Raw genomic sequence first — 12,466 nt, forward strand, 5'->3', positions numbered from 1 at the left:
GATGAGTGGCGGATGAACGGCCGGCGCTCAGGGCAGCGGCACGGCGGCCATCATCGCCCGGACCTGCTCGCGCGCGCCGCGGGCGCTCGCCCCGCGCGGCCGCAGCCGGTGCGCGATCGTCTGCGGCAGGATCGCCTGCACGTCGTCCGGCGACACGTAGTCGCGCCCGCTCAGCAGGGCCTTGGCCCGCGCCGCCCGCAGCAGCGCCAGACCGGCGCGCGGGCTCAGACCTTCCTGGAACCATTCGCCGGAACGCGTCGCCTCCAGCAGCGCCTGCAGGTAGTCCAGCAGCGCGGGCGAGACATGGATGCGCAAGACCTGGCGCTGCAGTTCGCGCAGTTGCTCCGGCGTCATCACCGGCCGGAGCGCGCGCAGCAGCTCGCGGCTGTCCTGGCCCATCAGCAGTTCGCGCTCGGCCTGGCGGTCCGGATAGCCCAGGCTGATGCACATCAGGAAGCGGTCCAGCTGCGACTCCGGCAGCGGATGCGTGCCCAGTTGCTCGCTCGGGTTCTGCGTCGCGATCACGAAGAAGGGCTGCGGCAGCGGATGGGTCGTGCCGTCGACGCTGACCTGGTATTCCTCCATCGCCTCGAGCAGCGCGCTCTGCGTCTTCGGGCCGGCGCGGTTGATCTCGTCGGCCAGCAGCACTTGGCTGAAGACCGGTCCCGGATGGAACTGGAACGCGCTGCCGCCGGCCGCCTGCGCGCCGGGCTGGTAGATGTTGACGCCCAGCAGGTCCGACGGCATCAGGTCGGTCGTGAACTGCACGCGCGAGAAGCGCAGTCCCAGCGAGATCGCCAGCACATGCGCCAGCGTGGTCTTGCCCACCCCGGGCAGGTCCTCGATGAGCAGGTGGCCGCCGGCCAGCAGACAGGCCAGGCAGTCCTCGGTCTGCGCCTGTTTGCCCTTGATGATCGTGCTAATCTGCCGCCGCAGATCGGCCAGCGGCTGGGAGGCGAGGGTCGGGGCGTCGGAGCTCATCGGCGCACGATATCTCAGATCCCGTTCGGTCCGCCGACGCCACGCGCATGCCCCGACCATGTCCACCGCCTTCATCAGCCACCCCGACTGCCATCGACACGACATGGGCGCCGGCCATCCGGAATGCCCGCAGCGCCTGGCCGCCATCGAGGACTGGCTGATCGCGCACGGCGTCGATGTGGCGCTCGACCGCCACGACGCGCCGCGCGCCGAACTCCAGGCCATCGAACGCGCCCACTCCGCCCGCTACGTGGCGGAGCTGAAGGCGGAGCTCGAAGCGCTGGAGGAGCGGGCGCGCCAGGGCGAGGCCCATCCGATGAAGGCGCTGGACCCCGACACCTGCGCCAACGCGCACACCTGGGCCGCGGCGCTGCGCGCGGCCGGCGCCGCGGTGCGAGCCACCGATCTGGTGCTGGACGGCGCGGCCGAGAACGCCTTCTGCGCGGTGCGCCCGCCCGGCCATCACGCCACCCGCGACCAGGCCATGGGCTTCTGCTTCTTCAACAACGTCGCGATCGCGGCGCGGCATGCGCTGGACACGCGCGGACTGGAACGCGTCGCGGTGATCGACTTCGACGTCCATCACGGCAACGGCACCGAGGACATCCTGGCCGGCGACGACCGCGCGCTGATGGTCAGCATCTTCCAGGATCCGCTGTATCCGTACTCGGGCAGCGAGCCCAAGGGCGCGAACATGCTCAACGTGCCGGTGCCTCCCTACACCCGCGGCGCGGAAGTGCGCGAGATGATCGAGGCGCTCTGGATGCCGGCGCTGGAGCGCTTCAAGCCGCAGATGATCTTCGTCTCGGCCGGCTTCGACGCGCATCGCGACGATGAGCTCGCGCAACTCGGCCTGGTCGAGGCCGACTATGAATGGATCACCCTGCGCATCATGGACGTGGCCCGGCGCCACGCCGGCGGCCGCATCGTGTCCTGCCTGGAGGGCGGCTACGACCTGGGCGCGCTCGCGCGCAGCGTCGGCGTGCACCTGCGCACGCTGGCCGGCATCTGAGCCTCTCTTCGATTTCCAAGGATTTCCCCCTGACCGCCTCCCTCAGCCACACCCTCAGCCTCGCGGAACTGCGCGCCCTGGGGACCTCACTCGCGAGCGTGAACGCGCTCATCGAACTCGGCCTGCTGCTGGCCTGCCTCGGCCTGTCCTGGCTCATCGTCCACAACGTCGGCAAGCGCGTCCAGAGCGCGGACCAGCAACGCTCGGTGCTGCTGGGCCGGCGCGTCTTCGACGGCCTGCTGTTCCCGGTGGTGGCGCTGCTGCTGGCGCTGGGCGCGCGGCGGCTGATGCCGCTGATCGACCTGTCGCCCGCGCTGTTCAAGGTCGTGATCCCGGTGCTGATGTCCCTGGTGCTGATCCGCTTCGTGGCGCGGGTGCTGCGCGCGGCCTTTCCGAACTCGCTGGGCACGCGGTTGCTGGAGCGCAGCGTCTCGTGGATCGCGTGGCTCGGTTCCATCCTCTGGATCATCGGCCTGCTGCCGGTCGTGCTGGACGAGCTCGACAGCTACCGCCTGCCATGGATCGCGGCCAAGGGTGCCAGGCCCTCCGAGATCCCGACCGTGCTGGACGTGCTGCAGGCCGCGCTGCAGGTCGGCCTGCTGATGATCGTGGTGCTGTGGCTGTCGTCGGCGATCGAGTCCCGCATGCTGCGCGGCAAGTCGGTCGACCTGTCGATGCGCAAGATCGTCGTCAACATCACCCGCACCGCGCTGCTGGCGCTGGGCGCGCTGCTGGCGCTCAACATGCTGGGCCTGAACCTGAGCGCGCTGTCCTGGCTGGGCGGCGCGGTCGGCGTGGGCCTGGGCTTCGGGCTGCAGAAGATCACCTCGAACTATGTGTCCGGCTTCATGATCCTGGCCGAGCGTTCGCTGCGCATCGGCGACATGGTGAAGGTCGACAACTTCGAGGGCCGCATCAGCGACATCAAGACCCGCTACACGGTGATCCGCGCGCTCAACGGCCGCGAGGCCATCGTGCCCAACGAATCGCTGATCACGACGCGGGTGGAGAACCTCTCGCTGGCCGATCCGCAGGTCTATGTGTCGACGGTGGTGCAGGTGGCCTATGGCACCGACCTCGACGCGCTGTTCCCGCAGCTGGTCGAGGACATCAAGCGCGTGCCGCGCGTGCTGTCCGAGCCGGCGCCGTCGGTGACGCTCAGCAACTTCGCCGCCGACGGCCTGGAGTTGACCATCGGCTTCTGGATCTCCGATCCGCACAACGGGCAGGGCGGTGTGCGCTCCGAGGTGAACCTGGCGATCCTGCGCCTGCTGAACCGGCTGAACATCGACATCCCGTTCCCGCAGCGCGTGGTGCGGACGGTCGAGGCGCCCGCCGCGCCCGGAGTTCCAGCGGTTCCCGCAGCCGTTGCGGCACCGAGCGGTCAAACAGAGGCGTAAAAACTGCGCATCTGATCGCTTCACGTTTCAGCAAACTTGCTTAACCTTCCTGGCATGACAGCGCCTCGATAAGGCGCATCGACCAGGGAGGATTCCATGGGAATCAGTTCGACCGGACTGGGCAGCAACCTCAATGTCGAGGCCATCGTCCAGAAGCTGGTGGCGGTGGAGCGCACGCCCATCGACAACCTCAACGCGGCCAGCGACAAGATCAAGACCAAGATCTCGGTCTTCGGAAAGATCCAGGCCTCACTCAGCGCGCTGCGCGATGCGGCGGCCAAGCTCACCAAGCCCGAGACCTGGCAAGGCGTGACGGCCACGTCCTCCGATCCGACCATCGTCGCGGTGACCGGCGGATCGGGCGCGGCCGAGGGCAGCTATGCGATGAACGTCGAGCGGCTGGCCGCGGCGCAGAGCCTGTCCAGCCCGATGTTCAAGAAGGGCGACAAGCTCGGCGGCGGCTCGCTGACCTTCGAGCTCGGCGAGTGGAACACCGATCACTCGAGCTTCACCGCCAAGGCCGGCAGCGCGCCCAAGACCATCACCATCGATCCGCCGCGCGACTCGCTCGAGGACGTGCGCGACAAGATCAATGGCTCGGGGGCGGGGGTCATCGCCTCGCTGGTGACGGACGTCAGCGGGTCGCGGCTGGTGCTGCGCTCGCGCGAAACCGGCGCCGAGAACGGCTTCCGCCTGACGACGTCGCCGCCGGCGCCGCCGGAAGAGGGCAAGGCCTCGCTGGCGGATCTGTCCTTCGGCGGCGCGGGCAAGCCCTCGCGGATGGTCGAGGACCTGCGCGCGGCCAATGCCAAGCTGACGGTGAATGGCCTGGCGATCACGTCCGCGACCAACACCATCGATTCGGCCATCGACGGCGTGAGCTTCACGCTGCAGAAGGCTGGAGCGGCCTCGGTGACGGCCAGCCAGGACAAGGAGGCGCTGAAGAAGGTCGTCAGCGACTTCGTCACCGCCTACAACGCCGCCATCGGTCTGCTGCGCGACAACACCAAGTACGACGCGGAGTCCAAGAGCGCCGCCGTGCTGCAGGGCGACAGCACCGCGGTGAACCTGTCCAACCGGCTGCGTGGTGCGGTGAGTTCAGGCACGACACTGCCGGGCGCGTTCGCGCATCTGCCCGACATCGGATTGACCATGGGCGTGAATGGCGCCATCACGATCAACGACAGCAAGTTCAGCAAGGCGCTGGGTCAGCGGGCCGATCTGAAGCAGCTGTTCATGGGCACCGACAAGGATCATCCGGAGAACAGCGGCATTGCGGTGAAGCTGCGCACGATGACGGACCAGATCCTGGGCATGGACGGCGCGCTGACCACGCGCACCAAGGGGCTGCAGGAGAACCTGAAGTCCAACGGCAAGCGGGCTGACGCGCTCGAGGACCGGGTGGCCAGCTATGAGAAGCGGATCCGCAGGCAGTACACGGCGCTCGACACCTCGATGTCCAACCTCGGACAGAAGCAGAGCATGGTCGACAAGCTGTCGAGGATGTATGGATGAGGGTGGTGCGGCGCACCAACGAAAAGGGCCACCTCACGGTGGCCCTTTCTGCTGCGGACGGGATCAGCCCGCCGCGACCGGGATGCTGATCGCCTTGCCGGAGGCAATGCGCTGCTGCCACTCGGCCGGGCCGGTGATGTGGGCGCTGGTGCCGCCAGCGTCGACGGCCACGGTCACCGGCATGTCGACGACATCGAACTCATAGATCGCCTCCATGCCCAGGTCCTCGAAGCCGACCACCTTGGCCGCCTTGATCGCCTTGGACACCAGATACGCCGAACCGCCAACCGCCATCAGATAGGCCGACTTGTGGTTCTTGATCGACTCGATCGCGACCGGGCCGCGCTCGGCCTTGCCGATCATCGCGATCAGGCCGGTCTTCTCCAGCATCATGTCGGTGAACTTGTCCATCCGCGTGGCGGTGGTCGGACCGGCCGGGCCGACCACCTCGTCGCGCACCGGATCGACCGGACCGACGTAGTAGATGACGCGGTTGGTGAAGTCCACCGGCAGCGATTCGCCCTTGGCCAGCATGTCCTGGATGCGCTTGTGCGCGGCGTCGCGGCCGGTCAGCATCTTGCCGTTGAGCAGCAGCGTGTCGCCCGGCTTCCAGCTGGCGACCTCGGCCTTGGTCAGCGTGTTCAGATCGACGCGCTTGCTCTTGTTGTAATCGGGCGCCCACTGCACGTCGGGCCACAGGTCCAGGCTGGGCGGCTCCAGATAGCTCGGGCCCGAGCCGTCCAGCACGAAGTGCGCATGACGCGTGGCGGCGCAGTTCGGGATCATCGCGATCGGCTTGGAGGCCGCATGCGTCGGATAAGTCTTGATCTTGACGTCCAGCACCGTGGTCAGGCCGCCCAGGCCTTGCGCGCCGATGCCCAGCGCGTTGACCTTCTCGTACAGCTCGATGCGCAGTTCCTCCAGCTTGTTCTGGGGGCCGCGCTCCAGCAGCTCGTACATGTCGATGTCGTCCATCAGGGCTTCCTTGGCCAGCAGCGCGGCCTTCTCGGCCGTGCCGCCGACGCCGATGCCCAGCATCCCCGGCGGGCACCAGCCCGCGCCCATCGTCGGCACGGTCTTGAGCACCCAGTCCACGATGTTCTCGCTCGGGTTGAGCATGTAGACCTTGCTCTTGTTCTCCGAGCCGCCGCCCTTGGCCGCGACGATGACGTCGACGGTGTTGCCGGGCACGACCTCCATGAAGATCACCGCCGGCGTGTTGTCCTTGGTGTTCTTGCGCTCGAAGATCGGATCGCTGAGCACCGAGGCGCGCAGCTTGTTGTCCGGGTGGTTGTAGGCGCGGCGCACGCCCTCGTTGACGGCGTCCTGGATGGAGCCGGGGAAGTCGGCCCAGCGCACGTCCATGCCGATCTTCAGGAAGACGTTGACGATGCCGGTGTCCTGGCAGATCGGCCGGCGGCCTTCGGCGCACATCTTCGAGTTGGTCAGGATCTGCGCGATGGCGTCCTTGGCGGCCGGGCTCTGTTCGCGCTCGTAGGCGCGGGCCAGGTGCTGGATGTAGTCGGCCGGGTGGTAGTAGCTGATGTACTGCAGCGCGGCGGCGACGCTTTCGACAAGGTCGGCGTAGCGGATCGTGGTGGTCATGGTCGTGGACAGGCTGGTCACGGTAACCCGCCATTATCCGTTAGCCGGTGAAATCCACGCCGCCGCCAGCCCTTGGCGAACGGGCAACGCACGCCTGTGCGAGCGGCGCCTCATCGTTGTTGTCTCGTGATCGGTACTGAAAAGCTCCCGCATGGAGCCCGGCGATGCTAGCCAGCGGCGGCGCCATGCCGCACTGGGGCGAACGCGCATGCGCGTCGTCATGGACGCGCGCCGCAGCGGCGATGATCGGGGGTTTCGGAACCGCGACCCGGAGGATTCTTCTTGACCCCAGGACTGAAACGCTTCTTCGCCAGCGAATCGGCCGGCGGCATCGTGCTCGCGATCGCCGCCGTCGCCGCGCTGATCCTGTCCAACTCGCCCTGGCGCGAGGTCTACGCCGCCTTCGCCCGCATCCCGGGCGAGGTCCGCATCGGCGGCGAATGGCTGGTGCTCGCCAAGCCGCTGCTGGTCTGGGTCAACGACCTGTGGATGGCGGTGTTCTTCTTCCTCGTCGGCCTGGAGATCAAGCGCGAGTTCGTCAGCGGCGAGCTCGCGCAGCGCTCCCAGGCCGTGCTGCCGATGGTGGCGGCGCTGGGCGGCATGGCCGCGCCGGCGCTGATCTACGCCGCCATCAACGCCGGCGATCCGGTCAGCCTGCACGGCTGGGCCATCCCCGCCGCCACCGACATCGCGTTCGCGATCGGCATCGTCATGCTGCTGGGCAGCCGCGTGCCGGCCTCGCTCAAGGTCTTCCTGACGGCGGTGGCGATCATCGACGACCTCGGCGCCATCGTCGTCATCGCGCTCTTCTACACGAGCCAGCTGTCGCTGCCCATGCTGGGCGCGGCGGCGGCGTGCCTGGCGGTGCTGTTCGCGCTCAACCGCGCCCGGGTCACCCGCGCCGACCTCTACATCGTCGTCGGGCTGGTGCTGTGGACCTGCGTGCTGAAGTCGGGCGTGCATGCGACGCTCGCGGGCGTCGCCACCGCACTCTTCATCCCGTCCAGCGACGGCAAGGGCGGCTCGCCGGCCGAGGACCTCGAGCATGGCCTGCATCCGTGGGTCGCCTTCCTGATCCTGCCGATGTTCGCCTTCGCCAATGCCGGCGTGTCGCTGATCGGCCTGAACGCCAGTGACCTGCTGCACCCGGTCTCGCTGGGTATCGCCGCCGGGCTGCTGTTCGGCAAGGCGATCGGCGTGTTCGGCAGCTCGTGGCTGATGATCCGCGCCGGTCTGGCTCAGCAGCCGGGCGGCGCCAGCTGGGGGCAGTTCTTCGGCGTCTGCGTGCTGTGCGGCATCGGCTTCACGATGAGCCTGTTCATCGGCGGCCTGGCGTTCGAGGGGCTCGGCGCGGACTATGAAACCCGCGTCAAGCTCGGCGTGCTGGGCGGCTCGATCCTGTCGGGCATCGCGGGCACGCTGATCCTGCTGCGCCAGCGGCGCTGAGGCCGGGGGCGGCTCGGCGCCGCGCCCCGTGCCGCTCAGTGCCGCTCAGACTTTTGGGGCGGATGCGACAGCAGCCGGTCCGTCAGCGCGATCGCGAGCGCCGACAGCAGGAAGGCCAGGTGGATGGCCGTCTGCCACATCAGCGTCTTCTCCTCGAGGTTCTGCACGTTGATGAAGGTCTTGAGCAGGTGGATGGAGGAGATGCCGATGATGGCCGTCGCCAGCTTGACCTTCAGCACCGAGGCGTTGACGTGGTCCAGCCATTCGGGCTGGTCCGGATGGCCCTCCAGGTGCAGGCGCGACACGAAGGTCTCGTAGCCGCCGACGATCACCATGATCAGCAGGTTGGAGATCATGACCACGTCGATCAACGCCAGCACGGCCAGCATGATGATGGTCTCGTTGAGCTTGTTGACGTCGGCGTCGGCCTTGTAGCCCACGCTCTTGATCAGCAGCTGCAGCGCCTCCTGGTTGCCGAAGGCGGCCTCGACCAGGTGCACGAGCTCGGTCCAGAACTGGAAGACGTAGACGCCCTGGGCCACGATCAGTCCCAGATAGAGCGGCAACTGGAGCCAGCGGCTGCCGAACATGATGGTGGCCATGGGATTGAGCCGCCGGGGCTTCGGATCGGTCATCGGGGAGGGTCCTTCGGGTCGAAACTGGCGGGAGGCGCCAAACCGGCGGATTTTAGTGAGAGCATGCGCCTCTCGATCCGCGCTCCGATCCGCGCACGAACGGCGCCGCGATGGCCGACTCTTCTACAAGAGTAAGCACATCGTCAGTGTGAAAGCGGAGAGTTCGCCCGCATCTGATTTCGAGTTCGAAGATTCCTGCCTGTACGGAGACAAAGGCCATGAGCGACAAGATCAGCGACAAGATCTACAACCCCCCCGCATCCGCCGTCCAGGGCGCGCATGTGTCCGGCATGGCCGCCTACGAGGCGCTGTGCCAGGAAGCCGAGACCGATTACGAGGGCTACTGGGCGCGGCTGGCGCGCGAGCTGCTGAGCTGGAAGCAGCCCTTCACGAAGGTGCTGAACGACGCCGGCGCGCCGTTCTTCAAGTGGTTCGAGGACGGCCGGCTCAACGTCTCCTACAACTGCCTGGACCGCCATGTCGAGGCCGGCCGCGGCGATCGCGTCGCGATCATCTTCGAGGCCGACGATGGCGCCGTCACCCGCGTCACCTACGCCGAGCTGCTGACCAGGACCGCGCAACTGGCCAACGCGCTGAAGGCGCGCGGCGTGAAGAAGGGCGACCGCGTCGTCATCTACATGCCGATGTCGGTCGAGGGCGTGGTCGCGATGCAGGCCTGCGCGCGCATCGGCGCGACGCACTCGGTGGTGTTCGGCGGTTTCTCGGCGCAGTCGCTGCGCGATCGCGTGCAGGACGCCGGCGCCGTGATGGTGCTGACGGCCGACGAGCAGGCGCGCGGCGGCAAGTCGCTGCCGCTCAAGGCCATCGTCGACGAGGCGCTGGCCGGCGGCAGCTGCCCGACCATCAGACAGGTGCTCGTCTACAAGCGCACCGGTGGCGCGATCGCCTGGGTCGACGGCCGCGACGAATGGCTGCATGACGCGGTCGCCGGCCAGCCGGCGAGCTGCGAGCCCGAGTGGGTCGAGGCCGAGCATCCGCTGTTCCTGCTCTACACCTCGGGCTCCACCGGCAAGCCCAAGGGCGTGCAGCACAGCACCGGCGGCTACCTGCTGCACGCGGCGCTGACGACCAAGTGGACCTTCGACCTGAAGGATTCCGACATCTTCTGGTGCACCGCCGACATCGGCTGGGTGACCGGCCACACCTACATCACCTACGGCCCGCTGGCGCTGGGCGGCACCGAGATCGTCTTCGAAGGCATCCCCACCTTCCCGGACGCCGGCCGCTTCTGGCAGATGATCCAGAAGCACCGGGTCACGATCTTCTACACGGCGCCGACGGCGATCCGCTCGCTGATCAAGGCCGCCGAAACCAACGAGACGGTCCATCCGAAGAACTACGACCTGAGCTCGCTGCGCATCCTGGGCTCGGTGGGCGAGCCCATCAACCCGGCGGCCTGGGAGTGGTATCACCAGCACGTGGGCGGCGGCCGCTGCCCGATCGTCGACACCTTCTGGCAGACCGAGACCGGCGGCCACATGATCACGCCGCTGCCGGGCGCGACGCCGCTGGTGCCGGGCTCCTGCACGCTGCCGTTCCCGGGCATCACCGCCGCGATCGTCGACGAGACCGGCAACGACGTGCCGAACGGGCAGGGCGGCATCCTGGTCGTCAAGAAGCCGTGGCCGTCGATGATCCGCACGATCCACGGCGATCCGGAGCGCTTCAAGAAGAGCTACTACCCGGCCGAACTCAAGGGCTACTACCTGGCCGGCGACGGCGCCATCCGCGACGCGGACACCGGCTACTTCACCATCACCGGCCGCATCGACGACGTGCTGAACGTCTCGGGCCACCGCATGGGCACGATGGAGATCGAGTCCGCGCTGGTCAGCTGCACCGAACTGGTGGCCGAGGCCGCGGTGGTCGGGCGTCCCGACGACACGACCGGCGAGGCGATCTGCGCCTTCGTCGTGCTCAAGCGCCCGCGCCCGAGCGGCGACGAGGCCAAGGCCATCGCCAAGCAGCTGCGCGACTGGGTGGCCAAGGAGATCGGCCCGATCGCCAAGCCCAAGGACATCCGCTTCGGCGACAACCTGCCCAAGACCCGCAGCGGCAAGATCATGCGCCGGCTGCTGCGCTCGGTGGCCAAGGGCGAGAGCGTCACGCAGGACACCTCGACGCTGGAGAACCCCGCCATCCTCGAGCAGCTCGGACAGGCCTATTGAGCGCCGGCGGCCGGGCCCGCGCGGCATGCGCGTGGCATCCCGGTTGTCGCCGGTTCGACGGCCCTTTCTCCTCTGGAGATTCCCTCAGCCTCGCTTCGGCGGGGCTTTTTCTTGCGTATGCGCAAGCTGACAACCGCCTTCCCCTGGTCGAAATCCGGGAGCCGCTGACCTCCTCATGGAGGAAACCGCGCCTCGCTTACTTCCCAGGGTTGTGGAGCCGCGCCCGGCTGAAGCGAAGAATGCGCTCCGTTCCGTCGAGGGCGGAGCGGGATTCATAAAAGGAGTCACTTGTGGAATACGTGTTCACGCTCAAGTACCAGATGCCGCCGCAGGACTGCGAGGAGGAGCCGCTGATGCAGCGCCTGGCATCGATCGGCTGCAGGGATGCGCGGATCGCCGTGGGATTGAGAGGCCGGCTGATGCTCAGCTTCACCCGGATCGCCGAACGGGCCGAGCAGGCGTTGCTGGGCGCGCTGCGCGATGTCCGCAAGGCGCTGCCGGGCGCGCGCCTGATCGAGGCGGGGCCGGACATGGTCGGTCTGACCGATGTCGCGTCGCTGGTGGGCGTGTCGCGCCAGAACATGCGCAAGCTGATGCTGACGCATCCGATGAGCTTCCCGTCGCCGATCCATGAGGGCAACTCGTCCTCGGTCTGGCATCTGTGGGACGTGCTGCGCTGGATGCAGGGGCGCGGCGGCTACAAGATCGACGAGGCGGTGCTGGAGCTGTCGACCGTGGCCAAGGCCATCAACCTGGCGCGCGAGAGCCGCCATCTGGACGATGGCCGCCGTGAGGAGCTGGTCAGGCTCGTGGCCTGAGCGGGGAACGGGGCAGGGGCGACCTGGGACGGGACGCCCTTGCAGGCCGCGACAGGCAGCCTGGAATGAGCAAAGGCCCCGAAGGGCCTTGATCGCGAGGGGCGCGGGAAGCGCCGACGGTCACTTCGTGGACAGCACCCACTTGGCAAGCTGCTCGGCCTCGGCCGGGCTGACCTGCGTGTTGGCGGGCATCGGGACCGGGCCCCAGACGCCGGAGCCGCCCTTCTGGATCTTTTCGGCCAGCTTCTTGACGGCGTCCTTGTCCTTGGCGTACTTCGCGGCGACATCCTTGTAGGCGGGGCCGACCAGCTTCTTGTCGATGGCGTGGCAGGCCATGCAGTTCTTCTTCTGGGCGAGTTCCTGGTTGGCGAAGGCGCTGGGCGCGGCCAGGGCGGCGGCGAGCGCCGCAGAGACGAACAAGGCGTTTTTCATGGCATCCTTTCAGGTCCTGCCGGGAAGAATCGGCACCCTCGACCAACCCATTCCGCCTTGCGAGGCGGACGCGCCGGCCGGGGGTGTCCGGGCTCGGGCGATTGTAGTGTTGGGGACCGCGCGGCCAGGGCGCGGCGAGAGGAGAGCGACGATGTGGTTCGTGGTGATCGGTGTCTTGTTGATCTTGCTCAAGCTGATCGAGTTCGGCCCGGTCGGTGGCCTGAGCTGGTGGTGGGTGCTGTCGCCCTTCGTGCTGGCGGTGCTGTGGTGGGAATTCGCCGACAAGTCCGGCTACACCAAGCGCAAGGAGATGGACAAGATGGACGCCCGCAAGGAGGAGCGGCGCCAGCGCTCGATGGACGCGCTGGGCCAGGGCGACAAGCAGCGCAAGCGGCGCTGAGCCGCCGCATCCCTCCAGGCAGCGCGGGGCCCT

At 67.9% G+C, this 12,466-nt stretch carries 11 protein-coding genes; 7 read left to right on the top strand and 4 right to left on the bottom strand.

Features of this window, described 5'->3' with window-relative positions:
* Nucleotides 1-27: 27 nt before the first annotated feature.
* The gene (locus tag ABDW61_RS21125) at nucleotides 28-981 is read right to left on the bottom strand and encodes a MoxR family ATPase (RefSeq protein ID WP_343641519.1); all 954 of its coding nucleotides are present in this window, start codon (nucleotides 979-981) and stop codon (nucleotides 28-30) included.
* A gap of 58 nt (nucleotides 982-1,039) precedes the next feature.
* Between ABDW61_RS21125 and ABDW61_RS21130 the strand changes: the two genes are divergently transcribed.
* The 3 genes from ABDW61_RS21130 to fliD all read left to right on the top strand — a co-directional run bounded on the left by ABDW61_RS21130 (nucleotide 1,040) and on the right by fliD (nucleotide 4,908).
* Entirely contained in the window at nucleotides 1,040-1,993 is a 954-nt protein-coding gene (locus ABDW61_RS21130) for a histone deacetylase family protein (protein WP_343641520.1), read from the top strand.
* Nucleotides 1,994-2,091: 98 nt separating this feature from the next.
* Nucleotides 2,092-3,393 (top strand): mechanosensitive ion channel domain-containing protein, encoded by a 1,302-nt coding sequence (locus tag ABDW61_RS21135; RefSeq protein WP_343641521.1) that lies wholly within the window; start codon nucleotides 2,092-2,094, stop codon nucleotides 3,391-3,393.
* Nucleotides 3,394-3,489: 96 nt separating this feature from the next.
* Nucleotides 3,490-4,908 (top strand): flagellar filament capping protein FliD, encoded by a 1,419-nt coding sequence (gene fliD / locus ABDW61_RS21140; protein WP_343641523.1) that lies wholly within the window; start codon nucleotides 3,490-3,492, stop codon nucleotides 4,906-4,908.
* Nucleotides 4,909-4,971: 63 nt separating this feature from the next.
* Here fliD and ABDW61_RS21145 read toward each other — a convergent pair whose 3' ends face one another.
* Nucleotides 4,972-6,513, bottom strand: coding sequence for a fumarate hydratase (locus ABDW61_RS21145; protein WP_343641572.1), 1,542 nt, complete (start codon nucleotides 6,511-6,513; stop codon nucleotides 4,972-4,974).
* A 282-nt stretch (nucleotides 6,514-6,795) separates the two neighbouring features.
* Between ABDW61_RS21145 and nhaA the strand changes: the two genes are divergently transcribed.
* Nucleotides 6,796-7,959, top strand: coding sequence for a Na+/H+ antiporter NhaA (gene nhaA / locus ABDW61_RS21150; protein ID WP_343641524.1), 1,164 nt, complete (start codon nucleotides 6,796-6,798; stop codon nucleotides 7,957-7,959).
* Between the two features lie 35 nt (nucleotides 7,960-7,994).
* On the opposite strand, the gene ABDW61_RS21155 is transcribed toward nhaA, so the two are convergent.
* Nucleotides 7,995-8,594 (bottom strand): TIGR00645 family protein, encoded by a 600-nt coding sequence (locus tag ABDW61_RS21155; RefSeq protein WP_343641525.1) that lies wholly within the window; start codon nucleotides 8,592-8,594, stop codon nucleotides 7,995-7,997.
* Between the two features lie 218 nt (nucleotides 8,595-8,812).
* On the opposite strand from ABDW61_RS21155, the gene acs reads away from it, so the two are divergent.
* Both acs and ABDW61_RS21165 read left to right on the top strand, forming a co-directional pair.
* On the top strand, nucleotides 8,813-10,783 hold the full coding sequence (gene acs / locus ABDW61_RS21160; protein WP_343641526.1) for an acetate--CoA ligase: 1,971 nt from the start codon (nucleotides 8,813-8,815) through the stop codon (nucleotides 10,781-10,783).
* 290 nt (nucleotides 10,784-11,073) lie between these two features.
* Nucleotides 11,074-11,601 carry a DNA-binding protein gene (locus ABDW61_RS21165; protein ID WP_343641528.1) on the top strand — a complete coding sequence of 176 codons (528 nt, stop codon included), beginning with the start codon at nucleotides 11,074-11,076 and terminating at the stop codon, nucleotides 11,599-11,601.
* A gap of 120 nt (nucleotides 11,602-11,721) precedes the next feature.
* Here ABDW61_RS21165 and ABDW61_RS21170 read toward each other — a convergent pair whose 3' ends face one another.
* On the bottom strand, nucleotides 11,722-12,033 hold the full coding sequence (locus ABDW61_RS21170; protein WP_343641530.1) for a c-type cytochrome: 312 nt from the start codon (nucleotides 12,031-12,033) through the stop codon (nucleotides 11,722-11,724).
* 151 nt (nucleotides 12,034-12,184) lie between these two features.
* On the opposite strand from ABDW61_RS21170, the gene ABDW61_RS21175 reads away from it, so the two are divergent.
* Nucleotides 12,185-12,433 (top strand): TIGR04438 family Trp-rich protein, encoded by a 249-nt coding sequence (locus ABDW61_RS21175; RefSeq protein WP_343641532.1) that lies wholly within the window; start codon nucleotides 12,185-12,187, stop codon nucleotides 12,431-12,433.
* Nucleotides 12,434-12,466 lie beyond the last annotated feature (33 nt).

Origin of the sequence: Roseateles sp. (genome assembly GCF_039595595.1) — a bacterium.
Classification (GTDB): domain Bacteria; phylum Pseudomonadota; class Gammaproteobacteria; order Burkholderiales; family Burkholderiaceae_C; genus Roseateles.